The 19,732-nt window shown below is 74.9% G+C and carries 23 protein-coding genes; 11 read left to right on the top strand and 12 right to left on the bottom strand.

The window, feature by feature from the left end; translation table 11 throughout:
* On the bottom strand, nt 1-1,137 hold the full coding sequence (locus tag IOD16_RS07100) for an ARPP-2 domain-containing protein (RefSeq protein ID WP_201439383.1): 1,137 nt from the start codon (nt 1,135-1,137) through the stop codon (nt 1-3).
* On the bottom strand, nt 1,134-2,537 hold the full coding sequence (locus tag IOD16_RS07095) for a hypothetical protein (protein ID WP_201439382.1): 1,404 nt from the start codon (nt 2,535-2,537) through the stop codon (nt 1,134-1,136). The genes IOD16_RS07100 and IOD16_RS07095 overlap by 4 nt, the downstream gene beginning before the upstream one ends.
* 415 nt (nt 2,538-2,952) lie before the next feature.
* On the opposite strand from IOD16_RS07095, the gene IOD16_RS07090 reads away from it, so the two are divergent.
* Both IOD16_RS07090 and IOD16_RS07085 read left to right on the top strand, forming a co-directional pair.
* Entirely contained in the window at nt 2,953-3,432 is a 480-nt protein-coding gene (locus IOD16_RS07090; RefSeq protein ID WP_201439381.1) for a hypothetical protein, read from the top strand.
* A gap of 98 nt (nt 3,433-3,530) precedes the next feature.
* Nucleotides 3,531-3,713 (top strand): hypothetical protein, encoded by a 183-nt coding sequence (locus IOD16_RS07085; RefSeq protein ID WP_201439380.1) that lies wholly within the window; start codon nt 3,531-3,533, stop codon nt 3,711-3,713.
* Here the strand turns inward: IOD16_RS07085 and IOD16_RS07080 are convergent.
* Complete coding sequence (locus IOD16_RS07080) at nt 3,707-4,090, bottom strand: hypothetical protein (protein WP_201439379.1); 384 nt, start codon at nt 4,088-4,090, stop codon at nt 3,707-3,709. The two genes, IOD16_RS07085 and IOD16_RS07080, sit on opposite strands and share 7 nt — an antisense overlap.
* A 238-nt stretch (nt 4,091-4,328) precedes the next feature.
* On the opposite strand from IOD16_RS07080, the gene IOD16_RS07075 reads away from it, so the two are divergent.
* The gene (locus IOD16_RS07075) at nt 4,329-7,208 is read left to right on the top strand and encodes a hypothetical protein (RefSeq protein ID WP_201439378.1); all 2,880 of its coding nucleotides are present in this window, start codon (nt 4,329-4,331) and stop codon (nt 7,206-7,208) included.
* 26 nt (nt 7,209-7,234) lie between these two features.
* Here the strand turns inward: IOD16_RS07075 and IOD16_RS07070 are convergent, their stop codons facing one another.
* The gene (locus IOD16_RS07070) at nt 7,235-7,975 is read right to left on the bottom strand and encodes a DUF4328 domain-containing protein (protein WP_201439377.1); all 741 of its coding nucleotides are present in this window, start codon (nt 7,973-7,975) and stop codon (nt 7,235-7,237) included.
* 199 nt (nt 7,976-8,174) lie between these two features.
* Between IOD16_RS07070 and IOD16_RS07065 the strand changes: the two genes are divergently transcribed.
* From IOD16_RS07065 to IOD16_RS40885, 5 genes are all read left to right on the top strand, one after another.
* Nucleotides 8,175-8,489 (top strand): lycopene cyclase domain-containing protein, encoded by a 315-nt coding sequence (locus IOD16_RS07065; protein WP_123742985.1) that lies wholly within the window; start codon nt 8,175-8,177, stop codon nt 8,487-8,489.
* On the top strand, nt 8,482-8,808 hold the full coding sequence (locus IOD16_RS07060; protein WP_123742986.1) for a lycopene cyclase domain-containing protein: 327 nt from the start codon (nt 8,482-8,484) through the stop codon (nt 8,806-8,808). Before IOD16_RS07065 ends, IOD16_RS07060 begins: the two co-directional genes overlap by 8 nt.
* Nucleotides 8,786-9,502, top strand: coding sequence for a class I SAM-dependent methyltransferase (locus IOD16_RS07055; protein ID WP_201439376.1), 717 nt, complete (start codon nt 8,786-8,788; stop codon nt 9,500-9,502). The genes IOD16_RS07060 and IOD16_RS07055 overlap by 23 nt, the downstream gene beginning before the upstream one ends.
* Nucleotides 9,502-11,049 (top strand): FAD-dependent oxidoreductase, encoded by a 1,548-nt coding sequence (locus IOD16_RS07050; RefSeq protein WP_201441234.1) that lies wholly within the window; start codon nt 9,502-9,504, stop codon nt 11,047-11,049. The genes IOD16_RS07055 and IOD16_RS07050 overlap by 1 nt, the downstream gene beginning before the upstream one ends.
* A gap of 210 nt (nt 11,050-11,259) precedes the next feature.
* Nucleotides 11,260-11,385 carry a hypothetical protein gene (locus tag IOD16_RS40885; protein WP_268957686.1) on the top strand — a complete coding sequence of 42 codons (126 nt, stop codon included), beginning with the start codon at nt 11,260-11,262 and terminating at the stop codon, nt 11,383-11,385.
* A gap of 6 nt (nt 11,386-11,391) precedes the next feature.
* Here the strand turns inward: IOD16_RS40885 and IOD16_RS07045 are convergent, their stop codons facing one another.
* From IOD16_RS07045 to IOD16_RS07030, 4 genes are all read right to left on the bottom strand, one after another.
* A complete protein-coding gene (locus IOD16_RS07045) occupies nt 11,392-12,258 on the bottom strand; it encodes a MerR family transcriptional regulator (RefSeq protein ID WP_201439375.1) in 867 nt (288 codons plus the stop codon).
* Nucleotides 12,259-12,269: 11 nt separating this feature from the next.
* Nucleotides 12,270-12,554, bottom strand: a complete 285-nt coding sequence (locus tag IOD16_RS07040) for a WhiB family transcriptional regulator (protein ID WP_123742990.1) — start codon at nt 12,552-12,554, stop codon at nt 12,270-12,272.
* Nucleotides 12,555-12,634: 80 nt separating this feature from the next.
* On the bottom strand, nt 12,635-13,597 hold the full coding sequence (locus tag IOD16_RS07035) for a DUF5914 domain-containing protein (RefSeq protein WP_201439374.1): 963 nt from the start codon (nt 13,595-13,597) through the stop codon (nt 12,635-12,637).
* Nucleotides 13,598-13,613: 16 nt separating this feature from the next.
* Nucleotides 13,614-14,540 (bottom strand): phytoene/squalene synthase family protein, encoded by a 927-nt coding sequence (locus IOD16_RS07030; protein ID WP_123742992.1) that lies wholly within the window; start codon nt 14,538-14,540, stop codon nt 13,614-13,616.
* Between the two features lie 149 nt (nt 14,541-14,689).
* Between IOD16_RS07030 and IOD16_RS07025 the strand changes: the two genes are divergently transcribed.
* Nucleotides 14,690-15,796: a polyprenyl synthetase family protein gene (locus IOD16_RS07025; RefSeq protein ID WP_201439373.1), complete on the top strand. Its 1,107-nt coding sequence runs from the start codon at nt 14,690-14,692 to the stop codon at nt 15,794-15,796.
* A gap of 15 nt (nt 15,797-15,811) precedes the next feature.
* Nucleotides 15,812-17,281 (top strand): phytoene desaturase family protein, encoded by a 1,470-nt coding sequence (gene crtI / locus IOD16_RS07020; protein ID WP_123742994.1) that lies wholly within the window; start codon nt 15,812-15,814, stop codon nt 17,279-17,281.
* Nucleotides 17,282-17,299: 18 nt separating this feature from the next.
* Here crtI and IOD16_RS07015 read toward each other — a convergent pair whose 3' ends face one another.
* The 4 genes from IOD16_RS07015 to IOD16_RS07000 form a co-directional block, all read right to left on the bottom strand.
* Complete coding sequence (locus tag IOD16_RS07015) at nt 17,300-17,608, bottom strand: DUF3140 domain-containing protein (RefSeq protein ID WP_123742995.1); 309 nt, start codon at nt 17,606-17,608, stop codon at nt 17,300-17,302.
* Entirely contained in the window at nt 17,605-17,820 is a 216-nt protein-coding gene (locus tag IOD16_RS07010) for a DUF2945 domain-containing protein (protein ID WP_201439372.1), read from the bottom strand. The genes IOD16_RS07015 and IOD16_RS07010 overlap by 4 nt, the downstream gene beginning before the upstream one ends.
* Before the next feature lie 74 nt (nt 17,821-17,894).
* Nucleotides 17,895-18,332, bottom strand: a complete 438-nt coding sequence (locus tag IOD16_RS07005) for a MarR family winged helix-turn-helix transcriptional regulator (protein ID WP_201439371.1) — start codon at nt 18,330-18,332, stop codon at nt 17,895-17,897.
* A gap of 161 nt (nt 18,333-18,493) precedes the next feature.
* The gene (locus tag IOD16_RS07000) at nt 18,494-19,090 is read right to left on the bottom strand and encodes a DsbA family oxidoreductase (RefSeq protein ID WP_201439370.1); all 597 of its coding nucleotides are present in this window, start codon (nt 19,088-19,090) and stop codon (nt 18,494-18,496) included.
* 161 nt (nt 19,091-19,251) lie between these two features.
* On the opposite strand from IOD16_RS07000, the gene IOD16_RS06995 reads away from it, so the two are divergent.
* On the top strand, nt 19,252-19,725 hold the full coding sequence (locus tag IOD16_RS06995; protein ID WP_201439369.1) for a GNAT family N-acetyltransferase: 474 nt from the start codon (nt 19,252-19,254) through the stop codon (nt 19,723-19,725).
* The last annotated feature ends 7 nt before the right edge of the window (nt 19,726-19,732 follow it).

The raw sequence follows: 19,732 nt of genomic DNA, 5'->3' as shown, positions 1-19,732 counted from the left end.
TCACCCCGCGCGGTAGCGGGCCAGGACGTCCTCGCGCAGCAGCGCGCCGAAACCGGCCGCCTGCAACCGCAGGCCCAGTTGCGGCTCGGTGATGCCGAGGGCGGCCGCGGTGGTCGCGAGGCGCCAGTGGTGGGCGGCCAGGTTGGTCAGCAGGTGGCCCCGGCGGATCTGGGCCTCCGACAGGCGGAAGGTCTTCAGGTACGCCGTGCGGCCGTCCCGGTCGGTGATCAGCTCGCCGATGTGGTTCTCCTCCTTGACGCGGAACGTCGGCAGGAAGCGGGACAGCGCGAAGTCGCCCATCCGGTGCACGCGGCTCGTCGCGTAGCTCTCGCCGAGCAGGCCGCCCGCCATCGTCAGGTCGTGGAAGCGCGCCCACTCCGCCTGCTCCCGCGCCGCCGCCGCGCGCAGGTCGGCCAGCGACGCCACGTCGTCGGGCAGCCGCACGTCGAACGGGGGCGCGGGCGTCGCCAGGGTCGCGTAGTGGTGCACCAGCTCGCCGTACAGGTCCTGGAGGAGAGTGGTGTGCAGCGCGCGGTAGTCGTCCGGGTGGGGCACGACGAACGCCGCGGCCAGCGCGTCGGCCACGTAGACCAGGACACCGCACTGGTCCGGGTGGATCTCGAAGTGCTTCACCGCGTCCGCCAGGCCCTCGACCTCCGCGCCCACGTACGCCTCTTCCACGCGCGGCGACAGGCCGCGGCGGACCGCGCGCTGCGACCACTCCTCCCACACGACCTCCGGGCCGCCGAAGTGCAGCGCCAGGTATCCCTCGACCGCCACGTGCAGGGGCAGGAACCGCAAGCGGTTGCGCTCGACCCGGCGCGCCGTGCGGCGGTGCAGGCGCAACCTCATGCCGTGCGGCGGCTTCCCGACGGCCGTGCTCCGCTCCAGCTGCGTGCCGTACGCCGCGACGGGGGTGTCGTCGTCGGACCACGTCGCCACGAAACCGTGCGGCACGTAGGACACGTAGTGCGTGCGCCGGTCCACCTCGACCACACCCACCTGGTCCCCGTAGACGCGGGCGTGCAGCCGCAGGCCGGCGACCGGCTCGTCGCGCGTCAACGGCACGAGCCGGACGCCGCCCCACACCTGCGCCGCCCGCGTGGTCAGCCCGGTCAGGTCGAGCTCCACCGTCACCCCTCCTCCAGGAACCTGGCCACCCGCGCGTCGAAGTGCGCCCGCAGGCCGGCGATCCCGGTCCGGCCTTCGGTGAACCGGGCGAACTCGACGAGCGCGGGCACGTCCTCCGCGTCGCGCACGCCGACGGTGGGCACCGCCTCGGCGAGCCGCTTCACGTCGAAGTCGGCCGCGTCGTACACCGGGTTCAGGTGCACCGCCGCCACCCGGCGTCCCGGGTCGAGCTTCGTCCGCCACACCCGCAGCACCTCCGACGCGAGCCCGTGCGGCGCGTTGTCCCAGCCGTCGGACACGATCAGCAGCCGGTCCGGCGCCTGCTCCAGCGCGTCGAGCACCCGCTCGCCCAGCGGCGTCATCCCGTACGGGTGGGCCAGCAGGGCGTCCGTGCGCCCCGACGTCCACAGCGGGACGTACTCCGTCGCCAACTCCGCCAGCAGGTGGTGGCACGCCAGCGCGACCGCCAGCGGTCGGCGGCGCTTCTGCGCGGACCCGGACGCCGAGAAGCTGTCGTCCAGCACGGCTGCGACCCGGCCCCACCGCCCCGCGTCCCGCCCGGCGGCCCGGACCGCCGCCGCGCGCAGCGCGCCCGTCAGCTCGTCCCGCCGTTCGACCCGCTCGGCCACCGGCCGGGACAGGACGTAGGACGCCAGGCGGGTGAGCGGCATCGACCCGAGGTCGACCGCCACCGCGGCCCGGTCCCGACGCGCGGACTCCTGCGACCGGAGCCGTTCCAGCCTGGTCATCCGGGGCTCGATGCGCTTGAGGAACGTCGTCCGGTCGATCCCGTGCTTCGCGGCGAACCCCTCGGCCACGGTGTACGGCAGCCCGTACACCGACGCCTGCTCGTAGTGCGCCCGCCGCCACGTCTCCAGCAGCGGCGTGGCGTACCGGCCGTGGTGGCCGGACGTGAACAGGAACGGGCCCAGCTCGCCGGCCGGCGCGACGTGCGCGTGCCGCAGCGCCCGCTTCAGGCCGGTGCGGTACTTCACCGCGTCGAACGCCGGGTCCGGCCGACCCGCGACCCACTCGCGGATGATCGCGCGGGTGCGCCGGTTGTTCACCCGGGCCCGGCGCAACGCGCGGAACAGGTCGTACACGCGCTGCGGCGGCAGCGCGCGCAGCCGTCGGGCGATCAGGCGGCCCTCGACGCGCCGCTGGTCCGCGGTGGCGTCGCCGGTGGTCTCCAGCAGCTTGCGGACGATCAGCGCGGCGTTGTGGTCGTTGATGTCCAGCGCGAGGGCCGCCGCGTAGAGGTCGCGGTAGTTGCCGATCACGTAGTCGTGCAGGAAGTCCAGCGACAGCCGCTGGTCGTCGGCGTCGCCGTGGAACTCGCGCTGCGACGTCGACGTGGTCGCCGCGTTGATGAACATCAGCATGTCGTCGGCGGCGAGGGCGTCCATGCGGTCACTCCGGGTGGTGTCGGGGCCGGCCGGGGAATGGGGGCGCGATCAGCGAATCATCGCTTCAGAGGCGGGTTCCGGAAGTCGCGCCGAAGTCCCGCGGCCGGCCGGGGAACCCTAGCAACCACCTGGCCGCCCGCGCCCGCGATTTGCCGGCCACCACGATGACGAGGTGGCGACGCCGGAGGCCCGCGCGCCCTGCCGGGGGTTGGCCGGAATCCGTTGGCACCTGGCGTTCCGGCCACTGGTCGGCTTTTCCGCACCCCAGCAGGATCGATCCCGTGATCACCACTCCCGCAACGCTGGCCGAGCCGTTCGCCCGCGCCACGCTGGACTTCCTGCGCGCCTCGGTGTCCCCGGCCGTGGTCAACCACAGCATCCGCGCCTACGCCTACGCCGAGTTCCTGGTGGACCGGTGGGACGCCCGCGGGCACGAGGAGTACGACCCGCGGGCGGTGTTCTTCGCCGCGGTGCTGCACGACCTCGGCCTGAGCGCCGCCGGCCGGACCGGTTCGAGGTCGCGGGCGCGGACCTGGCCGTCGAGCACCTGCGCGACCACGACGTCGACGCGGGCACGGCGGACCTGGTGTGGGAGGCCATCGCCCTGCACACCTCCACCGGCATCGCGCACCGCCGCGGCCTGCTGTGCCGCGTGGTCGCCGCCGGCACGGCGCTGGACTTCGGCGCGGACTCCGAGGCCGTCACCGACGAGGTGGCCGCCTACCTCCACACCCGCTACCCGCGCCTGGACACCTCCTCGGCCCTGCGCGCCGCGATCGTCGGCCAGGCGCGGGCGCTGCCCACCAAGGCCCCGGTGGGCTCGCTGGCCAAGTACCTGCTGAAGACCGACGAGCTGGGCGCGCCGACCGACATCCCGGCGCGCTGGGGCGACTGAGCGGCGCCCGGAGTCCGGGAGTCGTCAGCCGGGCTCGACGGACGCGGCGAAGATCGCGTCGAACAGCCCTTCCTCGCTGCCGCAGCAGGCGCAGGGCCGTGTCGGTGCGGGCCGCGGCGGCGATCCTGAGGTGCGCCGGGACCACCGTGCGGGAACCGCTCGGCGTGGGGCCGGGCGTCCGGGTGGCGGGCGCCCTCGAACGCCCGGGGCGCGACGACGCCCGCCACCGCTTCGTCCTCGACCTGTCCGACCGCACCCGCCTCCCGGACGCGGATCAGTAGTGGGCCCAGATGGTGAAGCTGCGCATCGTCGTCGCGCCGGGGCAGTAAGCCACCGCGGAGGACCCGAACCGGGTCACGTCGCTGCTGTGGACGCTGCCGTCACTGCACAGCACCGAGACCGAGAACCCGGCCGCGCCGCCGCCGATCTGGTGGCAGTCGACCCACACGGTGGAGTTCCGACCGGGGTAGTAGCTCCACACGCAGCCGATCGACGAGGTCTCGACCTTGCCCTCGGCGGGCTTGAGCGGCGGCACCGGCAGGGTGGTCACCTCCCGCTGCACCAACGCCGCCGACGCCTGCGCGCCCATCGCGCCGAACCCGGCCAACGCCAGGACCGCGAACACCACCGTCACCACTCGCTGAACGGTTCTCGACACCGGGTCCACCCTCTCGAAGTCCGGAAAAGCCCTTGCGGGGCCAAGGATCACCTCCCGTCCGGGCTTTCCGGAACAGCCGACACTCGATCAGAGCAGAACCCCCGCAGCACCGGCGTCCGCGCACCGAATCCCGTGGCGCCGAACGTGTATCAGGCCCGGACGACGGACATCCTCCTTCGCCACCCGCGCGGGCTCCGGTCCGCGAAAACCGGTGGCGCGGTGCGCGATGATGGTGCCGATGTCCATCCAACTGGCTTTCGGCGTGACCGCCGGACCCGGGTCGCGCTGCTGGCTCCCCGTGTCGGGCGGCCGAGCCGTGCCCGCCGGCGACCGGGCCGGCGCGCACCCCCCTGGCGCCCCGGTGGCCGTCGGCCCCGCCGACGCCGGACCGGACGTGGTGCGGGAAGCGATCAGGCGGCTCGTCCTGCTCGTGGTCGACGGGACCGAGACGGCCGCGGCGGCGGGTGTCGACCTCGGCGGCGGCTTCACCTCCGCGCGCTTGGCCGGCGCCCGCGGCGACCGGCGTGACGCGGTGCTCGCCGCGCTGGAGGTCCTCGGCGACGACGGCGCGCACCGGCTGGGCGACCGGACCGCCGGCCTGGTGGCGCTGTTCGGGCCGTCGGCGACCAAGCGGGTCGGCTCGGCCGCGCACGCGGCGGTCGCCGAGCAGCGCTGGGCGGCGCTGCGACTGGCCTCGGCGGCGTCCGACCTCCTCGGACCGGAGCAGGTGGAGCGCGTGCTCGAACTGCGCGCCCCGGACGGGGTCGACCCGTTCCCGCGCGGCGCGGCGTCCACGCTCGCCGACCACCTGTCCCGCGCGCTGTCCGGGTACCCGCGACCGCGGCGGCTGGCACTGGTCCTGAGCCTGTGGGAGCACGTGTGCGCGTCGCAGGTCGAGCGGCGGCGCGCGCGACTCCGCGCCGCGTCGCAGACCCGCCTCGATCGGATCGGCAAGCTCCGCGAGCGCCACCGCGACCACTTCGAGGAACCGGTCCTGCAGCAACTGGTCCGGGCGGTCGGCGGTCGCCCGACGCTGGTCGCCGCGGCTCGCTGGCAGCCGCCGCTGTCGTGGACCGCGCAGGAGCTCGCCCGCCTGCTGCACGACGCCGTCGCGGCGACCGCGCTGCTGCGCTTCGCCAAGACCCTGTCCGACGAAGGCCTCGCGGTCGCTGTCGAGAAGCACCGCGACGAGCTCGTCGCGGCCGACGCCTGCCTCACCGAGGACGAGCGGTCCGGGGCCGCGCGCCGCGTCCCGGGCGGCTACAGCCACCCGGCGCGACCGGGGTGCTACGTCCACCAGCTGGTGGAGGCGCTCGGTCCGGATCGGACGGTCACCGCGAAGACCGAGACGTACGTGAAGACACGCGTCGCCATGGCCCGCAACTACGGCGTGGTCGTCTTCGACGCCGTGGCCGGACTGCTCACCGAGCTGGACGACCGACCGCTGCACAACTGCTGGGACACCTGTGCGCCGTGGCAGGTGGCCCAGCTCCGGCGGTGGCGCGACGCGGCGGGTTTCGCGCGGGCGCCGGAGAGCTGGGAGCAACCGCCGCTGGCCGACGGGCACGCCGACGGCCCGGCGGGGACGTTGGCGCAGCGGCTCGCCACCGGCGGCCCGGCGGACGCGGCCTCGGTGGAAGCACCGCACGACCTGCTCTGGTTCGCCGACCTCGCCGACGCGCTGGCGCCGTTCCACGGCAACACCTCCGCCGCGGTGCGGCACGAACCGCCCGTGCCGGAGCTGGTCTACGACGCGCCCGCGCCACAGCCGGAACCCGGCAGGCCACGAGCCGACTCCGTGCCGCTCGCGGCCGCCGGGGTCGCGCAGCTGATCATGTTCGGCGCGACGCCACCGCCCCGCTGCGGCAGCTGGGCCGAGCTGGCGGCCGGGGTCGGCGCGGACGCGGTGATCGTCGAGGCCGGCATCGGCGCCTTCCCGGTCCCGTCCGAGGTGTCCGTCGTGGACACCCGGGTCGTGCCGGGCACGGACCTGGTCGTGGAAGTGGGCCGGGAGCCGCGGAAGCTGGCCGAGTGGTCCGCCTACATGGGCAACTGCATCGGCGAGTCGTGGTACGCCGACCAGGCGCGCAAGGGCCAGTGCGTGCTGATGGCGTTGCGCGACCCGGTCGAGGGCCGCATCGTCGCCAACCTCGACATCCGGCGGCGCACCGGCGGCTGGCACGTCCACGAGCTGCGCGCGCGGTTCAACGACGCCGTCGACCCGGCGTTGCGGGAGCACGTCAAGCAGTGGGTGGACGGCCTCCCGATGCCGGGGGCGCCCGCGCCGGAACCGGTGTTGCCGGTGCCGCCGGTGCGGGCCCGGGGCGGTTCGGGCCGCCGTCCCGCGGCGGGACGCCTGCCCGCCGCGCTGACCGACGCGGTGGTCCCGGCGGTGGAGCGGGAGCTGACCTCGGCCGCGGCCGAGTCCGCGCGCCGCGCCTACGCCACGCTGGCGCGCGGGCTCGGGCAGGGCGCCGACTTCGACCCGGACGCGGCCGTGGTCGCGTTGAAGCGCCTCGGTCCGGGCGGGCACGTCGCGCTGCTCCGCGCGGGGCTCGACGCCGGGCTCGACGCGTCGGTCCTGTGGCGGGCGACCCGCGTCCGGCCGCTCGCCGCCGCGGTGGGCCGGCTCGATCCCGGGCTGCGCGAGCACGACCGGCTCCGGGCGCTCACCGAAGGCTCGCCGCTGCCGCGGACGCTGCGCACCCTCGTGCGCCGCCCGGAGATCGCGCCCGCCCACGCCATGGACGTGGTGGCGCGCGCGGTCCGCGCCGCCATGGGCGGGCTGGTCGGCGACGACGCGCTGGCCCGCTCGGTGGCACGCCGGCCCTCGACCGAGCTGGTGTGCGCGCTGGCCATCGCCACCACCTGCGCCGCTCCGTCCACAACGGACACGGTGCGGGTGGTCGCCCCTGGACAGACGTCGGTGCCCGGTTTCCCCGCCAGTGACCTCGCCGACGAGAACGGGCCGTGGCAGCGGGCACGGGCCGCGGCGGTCGACCTCGGCGCGCCCGCGGAGCTGGTGGAGGACCGCGTCGCCGAGCACGGCCTGCTCGTCCCCGCCGCGCTGCTCGGCACGGGCGGCTGGCCCGCCCTCTGGCGCCGCGCGCACCGCTGACGGCGCGCGCGGGCCGGCTCGGGCGCCTACTCCTCCGGGCGTTGCCACCTCGGGTCGTGGGAGGGCGGCGTGACCGGGAGGACGGACGGACGCGGCACGTCGACCGGGGCCAGCCCGACGGACGTGGGCGAGACGACCTCGGGCGGCGCGACGAAGCCCGGCGAGGACTGCCAAGCGCTGATCCTGCGCACCACGAGCACCGCCGGCGTGGCCGCGGCCACCGAGAGCAGCGCCACCACCACGAGCATCGCCGCGCCACTGGCGAACCCGTCCGCGGTCTCGCTCCTGGCCAGCATCCGGTCCGCGATCCGGTCGATCACCTGGTAGGCGATGAACAGGCCCCACCACCAGTTGACCTCGGCCCGGTCGCGACCGCGCTCGGCCGAGGGGGCGCTGACCTCCCAGACGTCCGCCAACACCCGGCGCGGGATCCAGAAGCTGATGATCGGCAGCCAGCCCCACACGGCCCAGTGCCTGGCGTGCCGGTGGGCGTCCGGGGCGACCAGGTCGGCGTTGGCGCGCACCCGCCACGTCCACACCACGAACACGACGCCCGTCGCGAGGTACAGCGCGGCGTTGCCGAGGTCGAACAGGTTGGTGGCGGAGAGCGTGCGGTCGAGCTCTGCCTCCCCGATCCGGTCGTCGAGGTAGTCCTCCAGCACGCCGTGCACGCGCCACACCCACCCGGCCATGATCAGGTCGGACAAGGCGGTCAAGGCGACCAGCACGGAGAACGCGGCCCCAAGGCCGCGCACGGATCGGAACACGGAAATCTCCACTCAGAAGGTCCCCCGACCCGGAGCGCAGCCTACGTGACGGGTCCTCGGCTGCGGACGGCTTTTCGCCCGGCTCGCGACGCCGCCCGCGGGGTTGCGGCGGGTGCCCGTCCGCCGCTCCCGCGGCGACTTGTCATGCGGACCCGCCGGCGGGCTCTTACTGTCGACGCGTGCGAGCCGCGGAGGTGGGATGAGAAGCCAGTACGAGTACCTGGCCGTGCTGGCCGTGTGCCTGCTCGTGACGGCGCCGTTGGAGTGGGTGGGTCGCGGGGTGTACCGCCGGGGGCCGGACGTGGCCCGGACGGTCGTGCCCGTGCTGCTGGTGCTGGTCGTGTGGGACGTGGTGGCGATCGCGCGCGGGCACTGGAGCTTCCACCGCGACGGCACGACGGGTGTGGTGCTGGCCGGTGTCCTGCCGATCGAAGAGGTGTTGTTCTTCGTGGCCATCCCGCTGTGCGCGCTGCTGACCTACGAGGCCGTCGGCCGATTGCTGCGCGATGGCTAGGGAGTACCTGCTGGCCGCGGTGACCGCGGCGGTCCTGGTGGTGTTGTGGGAGCTCTTGGTGCTGCGCACGGGCTTGTTCCGACGCCTCGCCTACTGGGTCACGATGGCGATCGTGCTCGCCTTCCAGGTCCCGGTGGACGGGTGGTTGACCAAGCTCGACGCGCCGATCGTGCTGTACGCGGACTGGGCGATCAGCGGCGTGCGGGTGCCGTGGGACATCCCGGTCGAGGACTTCCTGTACGGGTTCGCGATGGTGACCGCGGTGCTGCTGCTGTGGGAGCGGAGGAGGAGAGCGCATGACACGGCTGAGCGCCGCTGAGGTGCCGGGGTCGTTCGACGACGCGGCACGGGACTACGACCGGCTGGTCGGTCTGAACCCCGGTTACCACCGGGCGTTGCGGACTTCGGCGCGGGCGCTCGGCCTGCGGGGCAGCGGGGCCGGGCAACGCGTGCTCGACCTGGGCTGCGGCACGGGCGCGTCTACCGCGGCGCTGCTGGCCGTGGCGCCGGACGTGGAGGTCGTCGCGGTGGACGCCTCCGCCGGGATGCTCGCGCGGGCACGGGCCAAGCGGTGGCCGGACACCGTCACGTTCGTGCACAGCCGCGTCGAGGACCTGGACGCGCACGGGCCGTTCGACGCGGTGTTCGCCGCCTACCTGGTGCGCAACCTGCCCGACCCCGACGCCACGCTGCGGGCGGTGCGCGGTCTGCTCGCGCCGGGTGCGCGCCTGGTGCTGCACGAGTACTCGGTGCGCGACTCCCCGCTGAGCACGGCGGTCTGGACCGCGATGTGCGGGCTCGTCGTCGTGCCCGCCGGGTGGCTGCTCACCGGCGACCGCTCGCTCTACACCTACCTGTGGCGCAGCGTGCTGCGGTTCGCCGGCGCGAGCGCGTTGCGCGACCGGCTGCGGCGCGAAGGCTTCGTCGGCGTGCGCAGCCGCCCGGTGCCGGGGTGGCAGCTCGGCGTCGTGCACACCTTCGTCGGGCTCGCGCCGGAACGGGCGCGGTCGTGATCCCCCGCGACCGCAGGGCGGTGCGGGTCGCCGCGCCCGCCGGACGCGCGCGGTTCGACGGGGAGGCCCCGACGGTGGTCGTGGTCGGGGCGGGCATCGCGGGGCTGGCCGCCGCGACGGTCCTGGCCGAGCGCGGCGCGCGGGTCGTGGTGTGCGAGCGGGAGCACCACCTCGGCGGCCGGGTGGGCGGGTGGCCGACCACGCTCGCCGACGGCAGCGAGGTCACGATGACCCGCGGCTTCCACGCGTTCTTCCGGCAGTACTACAACCTGCGCGCGTTGCTGCGCCGGGTCGACCCCGGCGGCCGGGCGCTGGTGGGCCTGCCCGACTACCCGTTGTGGCACACCGGCGGGCACCGGGACGGGTTCGCCGGGCTGCCGACGACCCTGCCGTGGAACGCGCTGGCCTTCCTGCGCCGCAGCCCGACGTTCCGGTGGTCCGACCTGCCGTCGGTGGACGCGCGGGCCGCGCTGCCGCTGCTGGACGTGTCGGTGCCGGAGGTGTACCGGGAGCTCGACGGGCTGGACGCGGCGACCTACCTGGAGCGGATCCGCTTCCCCCGGCCCGCGCACGCGCTGGCGTTCGAGGTGTTCTCGCGCAGCTTCTTCGCCCACCCGAGCCGCATGTCGGCGGCCGAGCTGGCGGTGATGTTCCACATCTACTTCCTCGGTTCGGCGGAAGGCCTGCTGTTCGACGTGGCGGCCGACCCGTTCCCGCACGCCCTGTGGGAACCGCTCGGTCGCCACCTCGCCGAGCTGGGCGCCACCGTGCGGCGGGGCGTCGAGGTGGGGTCGGTGCAACCCGGCGGGCCCAAGCGGTTCGCGGTGGACGTGTCCGGCGACGTGCTCGACGCGGACGCCGTCGTGCTGGCCGCCGACGTGCCCGGGCTGCGCCGGGTCGTCGCCGCGTCGCCCCGGCTGGGCGACGCCGCGTGGCGCGAGCGGATCGCGGAGCTGCGCACGGCGCCGCCGTTCCTGGTGTCGCGGTACTGGCTCGACCGGCCGGTGGACCCGGACCGCCCCGGCTTCCTGGGCACCAGCGGGTACGGCCTGCTGGACAACGTGAGCGTGCTGGACCACTACGAGCACGAGGCGCGGGCGTGGGCCGCGCGCACCGGCGGTTCGGTGGTGGAGCTGCACGGGTACGCGCTGCCGGCCGACGAGCCCGATCCCCGGGCGCGGCTGTGGGAGCAGCTCACCGAGGTCTACCCCGAGACCAAGCGGGCGAACGTCGTGGACGAGCGGCACGAGCTGCGGGCCGACTGCCCGCTGTTCCCGGCCGGCGGGTTCGCCCGCCGGCCCACCGTGACCACGCCGGACGACCACCTCGTGCTGGCGGGCGACCTGGTGCGGATCGACCTGCCCGTCGCGCTGATGGAACGCGCGGCGACCACGGGGTTCGACGCGGCGAACCGGCTGTTGAGCCGGTGGGGCGTCGCCGGGACGGAGCTGTGGAGCGTGCCGACGGCGGGCCGGGGTCCGGTGCTGCGCGCCGTGGCCCGGCGGTGGGGCCGGACGCCGGTGGACGGAGGTCCGCACCGGGCCTGACGCGGTGCCGCCGCGGGGTCGGCCCGGCGGCTCGCCGGCCCGTCCGGCACGCGTTCGAGCCCGTGGCGGAACCCGTCGCCGCGCGACCGCTCCGGCGGCACTTCCGCCGGGCTCGGCGACCGGGCGGGCGCCTACCGGCGGGAGGGCGTCGAGATCACCGCCTCGGAGCACGACGGCGTCCCGCACCTGCGGTACGCGTTCGTCGACGGCATGGCGGCCCTCGCCCCGCCGATCGAGTCGGACCTGGTCCCGGTGTCGGAGGCGGTGCTCGCGAGCCGGGCCGACGGCACCGGCCGCGTCCGCGTCGGCATGCGCGCGACACCGAAGACCGGCTGACCGGGGTCAGCCGCGGATCAGGTCGACGACCAGGCGGACGGCCTCGGTCAGCGTGGCCGGACGCCGCACGGACGCGGGCAGCGCGAGACCCGCCCAGCCGGGACCGGCGGTCACCAGCACGGCCTCGGTGTCGCGGCGCAGCTCCTCGATCGGCACGGCCGCGGCGAAGTCGGCGTGGTGCGCCCAGATCACCACCACGGCCGGGCGCAGGCGTTCCAGCGCGTCGCGCAACGCCGTCGGCGGCACCCGCGCGCCGAGGCTGCGCCACAGGCAGTCCTCTTCGGACAGTGCGGCGCCGAGCGCTTCCAGCGCCAGCGTGTGCTGCTCGTCCGGCGCGCACGACAGCAACGCGGTCAGCACGCCGTCGCGGTCCGGGTAGGGCACGGCGCGCAGCGCGTGCAGCAGGCCGGCGCTGGCCAGGTGCTCGACCTCGACGCCGGCGCCGCGCCGGTGCACGCGCTCGCCCAGCTCCACGAGGAACGGCGCGAGCACCGCCTGCCAGGCCGCCACAACACCGTGCGCGGTGATCAGCTCGTCCGCCAGCCAGCGCACCCGCGGCTCGTCGAGCCGGTCGGCGGCGGTCAGGAAGCCCCGGCGGACGGACCGGGCCGCGTCGGCGGTGAGCACGGGTCTGGTCGGCGGCGCCGCCGCCGGGACCCGTTGCCGTGACTGCCGCGCCGCGTCGGCGGGTGCGATGCCTTGCGCGGTCAGCGCGACCATCCGCCGCAGCTGGTCGACCTCGTCGTCGCGGTAGCGGCGGTGACCGCCCGCGGTGCGGTCGGACGGGCCCAGCCCGTAGCGCTGGTCCCACGTGCGCAGCGTGGTCGGCGAGATGCCGAGCATCGCCGCGACCGCGCGGGGTGTCCAGCTCATCGACTACAAGCTCACTTCCTGGCGCGTTCGGAGAGCATAGCCCGCAGTTCGCTCTCGCCCAGGCCGCCCCAGATGCCGAACGTCTCGTGCACTTCGAGGGCGTGCTCGCGGCACTGGCGCATCACGGGGCACCGCTGGCAGATCGACTTGGCCATGGCTTCGCGCTGCTCACGGGCGGAGCCGCGCTCGTTGGGCGTGTGGAAGAAGTAGGTGCTGTCCATGCCGCGGCACAGACCGGAGAGCTGCCAGTCCCAGGACTCGGCGACGGGGCGGGGCAGGCGGGAGAGCTCGGGCATGGCGCACGTCCTTCGCGAGTCGACGACGATGACGGACCCATCGTAAAATCGACTCAAAACCGATTCAACTCGGGGGTGCCTCAACCGGGCAGCACGCCCTTCGACCGGAGGGCGTACCGGCGCTCGGCGTAGGCGAGGTCGTCGCGCCACAGCCGTGCGGCGGTCCACCGCATCGCCGGCCGGATCGCCGGCGCCACCCTGTTGACCAGCGCGAACCCACGTCGATCGGACTGCGCGATGGTCGCCTCGACCACCGCCGTCCGGCCCTCGCCCAGCGGTGTGGCGTGGGTCTCCACCACGCTGCCCTCGCCCTCGCCGGAGACGATCCGCATCACCACCGTGCGCGGTTCGGGGCAGGTGAACTCGGCGGTCACCGGCACGCCGAACCTGCCCACGACCCGGAACGTCACCTCGACCAGGAACCGGTCCAGCTCCTCGGTGGGCGTCTCGAGCACCCGGAGGTTCGCGAACGAGTAGGGGTGGAACCACGCGCCGTGCCACGGATCGAGCCGGTTCGCGATCACGTCCTCGGGCTCGCACCGGCCGATCAGCGTGGCGACCGCGTCGAGCACCTTGCCCGCCGGCCGCGCGGGCAGCACCGGCTCGGGCAGCGGTTCCTCGCCGCCCACGTCGTCCAGGCGCACCCAGGCGAGCACGCCGTCGTCGTGCGCGGGGAACGGGCTCCACCCGCCGAACCGCTCGCCGCCCAGCGCGAGCCCGTGCCAGCGGCAGACCAGCTCGCCCCCGACCACCGCCCCGTCGCACAGCGGCGCGCCCAGGTGCGGGCACGACCCGGGACCGGCCACCAGCACGTCACCCGGCCCGCGCCAGAGCACCACCTCGCGCCCGGCGACGGTCCGGCCGAACGGCTTGCCGCGCACGACGTCGCGGCTCGCGCCGACCACGAACCAGTTGCCGGAGGGCCGGGCGGTGGCGCGTTTCAGCGCCGCCTCGATGAGCGCGGGCTTCGCGTCCCGCCAGGTCGGTTCCTGCTTCGACCAGGGCGGGCTGGTGAACGCGCGCAGCGGCAGGCGGTCGGGCATGTCTCTCCTCCGGTGATCAGGCCGTGCGGGCGAGCACGGCCCTGGCGAACGCGGGCAGCGCGACCGCGAGCCGTCGGCCGTTCGACACCGCGACGCGTCGGGACAGCACGTCGTAGTCCGCTTCCTCGACCAGGTCGAGGATGCGGCCGTAGAGCCGGTACGCGGTGCTCACGCACGGCCGCGACCGGGGCGCGAGCATCGCGATGCCCGGCAGCGCCCGCGCGTAGACCTGGCGCGTGCGGTGGACCTGGTCGCGCAGCGCCGCCCGGACCCGGTCGTCGACCCGGCCGGCGGCGCGGGCCCACGACAGCCGGTCCCGGTCGACGCCGAACGCCGCCAGCTCGTCGGCGGGCAGGTACACCCGGTCGCGGTCGAGGTCCTCGCCGATGTCGCGGATGAAGTTGGTGAGCTGGAAGGCGATCCCCAGCGCGGCGGCGGCGGGCTCCGCCTCCTGCCTCGGCACGACCGTCCCGAGCACCGGCAGCACCTGCAGGCCGATGACCGCCGCCGAGCCGTGCACGTACCGCAGCAGCTCGGCGCGGGTCGCGTAGTCGGTGACGGTCAGGTCCATCCGCATGGACGCCATGAAGTCGCGGAAGTGCGCGGTGGGGATGTCGTACCGGCGCACGGTGTCCGACAACGCCGTGACGACCGGGTCCGTGGCCGTGCCGCGCTCCAGCGCGGCGTCGAGGTCGGCCTCGACCGCCGCGAGGCCCTCGACCTTGCGCGGCAACCCGCTGTCGAGGTCGTCCACGATGTCGTCCACGCGGCGGGCGAACCCGTACAGGCCGTGGATCGCGGGCCGCTGCGCCGGGCTGAGCATCCTCGTGGCCAGGAAGTAGGTGCGGCCGTGCTCGGCGTTGAGCGCGCGGCACCGCCGATAGGCGTCGCGCAGCCGCGGCTCGGTGATGCCCGCGGCATCCAGTTCCCGGTCTGCGGACATGTGTGGGCGTTCCCTCCGCGATGGCACCTCCTCACGCTAAGTCGGCCCGGGTCGCTCCGCACAACCAGCGCCGCTCGTTGTGCGGGGCGCGGGTCGCGCTGCTTAGCTCGATCCACTGAGCACCGACCCCACCACGCGAGGGAGCGACGATGTCGCTGTTGGCCGGCGTCGACACCCGCACGCCCACTCCCCCGGCGCCCGACTCGTTCGCGGCGCGGTTCGCGGACGAGCTGGACGACTTCTTCCGCACCCGCCCGGAGGTCGACGCCGCGCGGGAGCTGGCCGAAGAGGTCCGCGCGCTCGTCCTCGCCGGCGGCAAGCGGATCCGACCCGCGTTCGCCTGGTGGGGCTGGCGCGCCGCGGGCGGCGAGGTGCGCGGCGACACGTCCGAAGCCGTGGTGCGCGCGCTGGTGGCGTTGGAGCTGTTGCAGTGCTGCGCGCTGGTGCACGACGACGTGATGGACCGCTCGGCGACCCGGCGCGGCCGGCCGGCCGTGCACGAGTCGTTCGCGGCGCGGCACCGGCGGTCGCGGTGGTCCGGCAGCGCCCGCCGCTTCGGCGACTCCACCGCGGTCCTGGTCGGCGACCTCGCGCTGGCCTGGGCGGACGACGCGCTCGTCACGGCCGGCCTGCCCGCCGACGCGTTGCAGCGCGCCTGGCGGCCGTGGCAGCGGATGCGCACGGAGATGATGGCCGGTCAGCACCTCGACCTGCTCGCGACCGCCGGGCGCGACGAGTCGTTGGAGGGCGCGTTGCGGGTGGCGGCGCTGAAGACCGCCGCGTACACCGTCGAACGGCCGCTGCACCTCGGCGCCGCGCTCGCGGGCGCGCCCGCCGACGTGGTGGAGTGCCTGCGGGTGTTCGGCCGCGACGTCGGCGTGGCGTTCCAGCTGCGCGACGACCTGATCGGCATGTTCGGCGACCCGGCGGTGACCGGCAAACCCGTCGGCGAGGACCTGCGCGAGGGCAAGCGCACCCCGTTGATGGCGATCGCGATCGCCCAGGCCACCGCGGCGGGCGACCACCGGGCGGCGCGGACGCTGCTGCGCTGCCTCGACGGTGTGACCGTGACGGACGGGACCGTGGCCGCCGTGCGGGAGCTGCTGGTCGACCACGGCGCCGTGGAGGCCGTCGAGGAGCACATCGAGGCGCTGGCCGCGAGCGGACTCGCCGCGCTCGACCGGGCGGCCGTCGACGAGGTCGCCCGCACGCACCTGAGGCAGCTGGCGGCCAAGGCCGTCCGCCGCCGCGACTGACGGGAGGGGAACGCCGTGGCGCACCTGGTGAAGGGCCGGACCGACTCGGTCGTCGTGATCGGCGCGGGCCTGTCCGGCCTGTCCGCCGCGCTGCACCTGCGCGGGGCCGGGCACGAGGTGACGGTGCTGGAGCGGCACGGCCACCCCGGCGGCCTGGCGGGCCGGCTGGACGTGGCCGGGCACCTCATCGACACCGGGCCGACCGTGCTGACCATGCCGGAGCTGCTGGAGGACGCGTTCGCGGCGGTGGGCGCACGGCTCGCCGACCACCTGGACCTGGTGCCGCTGCACCCCGCCTACCGCGCCGAGTTCGCCGACGGCAGCGCGCTGGACGTGCACACCGACGCCGACGCGATGGGCCAGGCGATCGCCGGGTTCGCCGGCGACCGCGAAGCCGAGGGCTACCGCGAGCTCCGCGCCTGGCTGACCCGGCTGTACCAGGTCGAGCGCGACCGGTTCATCGGCGCGAGCTTCGACTCGCCGCTCGACCTGCTCGGCCGCGACCTGGTCGCGCTCGCGGGGCTCGGCGGCTTCGGCTCCCTGTCCCGGGCGGTGGGCCGGTTCGTCCACGACGACCGGCTGCGCCGGGTCTTCACGTTCCAGGCCCTGTACGCCGGGGTGTCCCCCGCCGACGCGCTCGCCGCGTACGCCGTGATCGCCTACATGGACACGGTCGCGGGCGTCTGGTTCCCGCGCGGCGGCATGCGCGCGGTCCCGCAGGCCCTCGCCGACGCCGCCGCCGATGCGGGAGTCCGGTTCCACTACGACACCGAGGTGGTCTCGCTCGACCGCACCGGCCCGCGCGTGACCGCCGTCCGCACCACGACCGACCGCGTCCCGTGCGACGCCGTCGTGCTCGCCACGGGTCCCGCGCAGAGCACGCGGCTGCTGCGCGGCGAACCGCGGCGCCCGCGCCCGCTGCGCTGGTCGCCGTCCGCGGTGGTGGTGCACCTCGGCGCCCCGCGGGTGGTCGAGGGGACGGCCCACCACACCATCTCGTTCGGCACCGCGTGGGAGACCACGTTCGACGAGATCATCCGCCAGGGCCGCCTCATGGGCGACCCGTCCCTGCTGCTCACCACGCCGACCGTCACCGACCCCGGGCTCGCCCCGGCGGGACGGCACCTGCAGTACGCGCTGGCCCCGTGCCCGAACCTGGACGCCGCGCCGATCAGGTGGGACGTCGTCGGACCGCGCTACGCCGCGCAGGTCGTCGACGAACTCGTCACCCGCAAGCTGGTGGACCCGGACGTCGAGATCCTGTCCGTGACGACGCCGGACGACTGGGCGCGGGACGGCCAAGCCGCCGGCACCCCGTTCTCGGCGGCGCACACGTTCACCCAGACGGGTCCGTTCCGGCCGCGCAACCTGCCGTTCCGCGACGGCAACGTGGTGCTCGCCGGCAGCGGCACCACACCCGGCGTCGGCATCCCGCCGGTGCTCATCTCCGGCAGGCTGGCCGCCGAACGGCTCCGGCGGCGGTGACGGGCCGACACCCCGGCGTCAGTCCTTGAGGGGGTCGTGCCCCCAGTTCATCAGCGAGTAGCGCCACCTCGTGCGCTCCACGTCCCCGTCCGGGCGTTGCGCGAGGTGGCGGTGGACGTACCCGACGACCTTGCGCATGTGCGCGTGGTCGTCCTCGGTCAACTCGCCCTTCTTCGCGCGCAGCAGCGCCACGATCCGCCTGCCGGACTCGTGCCCGACCGACTCGCCGCCGTCGGACTGGCCGACGGACCGGGACTCGTCGGTCTCCAGCCACCGCGCCAGCTCGGTCGCCGTCATGTTCACCGCGTCCTCGAACTCGTCGCTCACGAGTCGTCCTCCAACGCCGACGGCTTGTGCACGGCGTCCTTGCCGCTCTTGTCGCTGCGCACCCGGTACTGCGGCTCCTCCTTCGACGCGCGCACCTGCCTGCCCGCGGCCTCGGTGTCCTCGGTGATCTCCTCGACCACCTCGCCGTGCACCGTCTGCCCGTGGCTGGACCACGTGACCTCGTCGCCCTTGTGCACCTTCTTCTCGCCCATGGCCGAATTCTGGGTGGCCGCGTCGGGCCGTGCACGGCGGTGGCGCGCGGACCGGACGCGCGACGCGCCCACGTTCACCCGGTGGGGTGGTCCTCTGCCGCGGTCGGGCGGGACAGGGCGTCGAGCAGGTTCGCGAGCAGGTCGCGGTCGTCGGCGCGCAGCCTGCCCGTGGAGGGCGCGAGGGCCGAGCGGACCTCGCCCTCCAGCAGCTCCGCGAGGTCGCGGCCCGCCGGGGTGATGACCACGTCGACCACCCGGCGGTCCGCCGGGGACTTGTCCCGGGCCACGAGGCCCCGGCGCTCGGCCCGTTCGACGAGGCCGGACATCGTGGACTTGTCCAGCCCCAGGAACGCGGCCAGGTCGGTCATCCGCGGTCGGCGGTCGCGCAGGACGCCGAGCAGCCGCAGCTGGGTGAGGGACAGGTCGTGCTCGGCGCCGATGCGGGTGAGCACGGCCATCACCCGGAAGGACATCCGGACGAGGGCGTCCTCCAGCGCGTCGTCACGTGTCATCGCGCGAGCCTACTCGACATTGTTTGCAGTACCAACCAATGTCGGGGTGGGTCGGCTCCACCACGGTGCCGCCGGAGCCGGCCGCGGCCGTGCGGGCCGCGGCCGTCCGCGACGGCGGCTTGGACCGCCGCGGACGGCACCGCGTTCGGATCGACCCGGGTTCAGGGAGCGGAGCGGAGGAGGTCGAGGATGACGTCCGGGTCCTGGGCGCCGGCCACACCCCGGTTGCCCACCACGTAGGTCGGGACGGAGCGGACGCCGATGGCCACGCCCTCGGCCAGCTCGTCGCGGAGGCGGGCGGCCAGGGCGTCGTCGGCCAAGGCGTCGGCGGCGCCGGTCAGACCGGTCTGCCCGGCGAGGCGGACGAGGGTCTCGGGGTCGCCCAGGTTCTCGCCCTCGACGAAGTGGGCGCGGAAGAAGCGCTCCTTGACCTCGTGCTGCACGCCCTGCTCAAGGGCCAGCGACACGAGCCGGTGGGCGTCGAAGGTGTTGGCGGCGATCGCCTTCGACATCTCGTAGCGCAGGCCCTCGGACTCCGCCGCCGTCGTCGAGCGGTGCATCGCCTGCTCGGCGACGGCCTCGCTGCCGAGCTTGCCCGCCAAGACCTCGCGCACGGCCGCACCCGTGCTCTTGAGCTGCGGGTTCAACTCGAACGGCCGCCACACGACCTCCACCGGCTCACCGTCCCACCGGTCCAACGCCCGTTCCAGCTTCCGCTTCCCGATGTAGCACCACGGGCACACCACGTCAGACCACACGTCTAGTCGCACGGTGCGGTCAACGCGTCGCCCACAGCACTTGTTCCCCGTTCCGGCCGTCGGGTTCGACCGCCGTCGAAGCGTCGGCCCGGAGTTGTCGGGGGCCGCTGCTACGGTCCCCGGCGCGGGCCGGGGCGGTTCACGACAGAGGGGGAGAGCCAGTGGCAGAGGTGGCGTTGCGGCCGGTCAGGGATGCGGACCTCGACGCGTTGTTCGAGCAGATGCGCGACCCGGAGTCGGTCCGGATGGCCGCCTTCACCGCCGAGGACCCCGACGACCGCGAGGCGTTCGACCTCCACCTGGCGAAGATCAGGGCCGCCCACGACACCACGCTGCGCGCGGTGACCCTCGACGGGCGGCTCGTCGGCAGCATCTCCAGCTTCGTCGTGGAGGGCGACACCGAGATCACCTACTGGCTCGACCGCTCGGTGTGGGGTCGGGGGATCGCCGGCCGGGCCCTGGCCCTGTTCCTCGACACCGTCGAGGTCCGGCCGCTGCACGCCCGCGCGGCCAGTGACAACGCCGGTTCCCTCAAGGTCCTGCGGAGGGCTGGCTTCACGGTCGTCGGCACCGAGATCTCCTACGCCCCCGCCCGCGGCGCGGAGATCGAGGAAACCGTCCTGCGCCTCGACTGACCTCCGG

The sequence above is a fragment of the Saccharothrix sp. 6-C genome, assembly GCF_016695385.1.
In the GTDB taxonomy this organism is placed as follows: Bacteria; Actinomycetota; Actinomycetes; order Mycobacteriales; family Pseudonocardiaceae; genus Actinosynnema; species Actinosynnema texasense.
The sequence above is the reverse complement of the archived record's forward strand: the minus strand, read 5'-3'. Positions and strand labels throughout refer to the sequence as shown.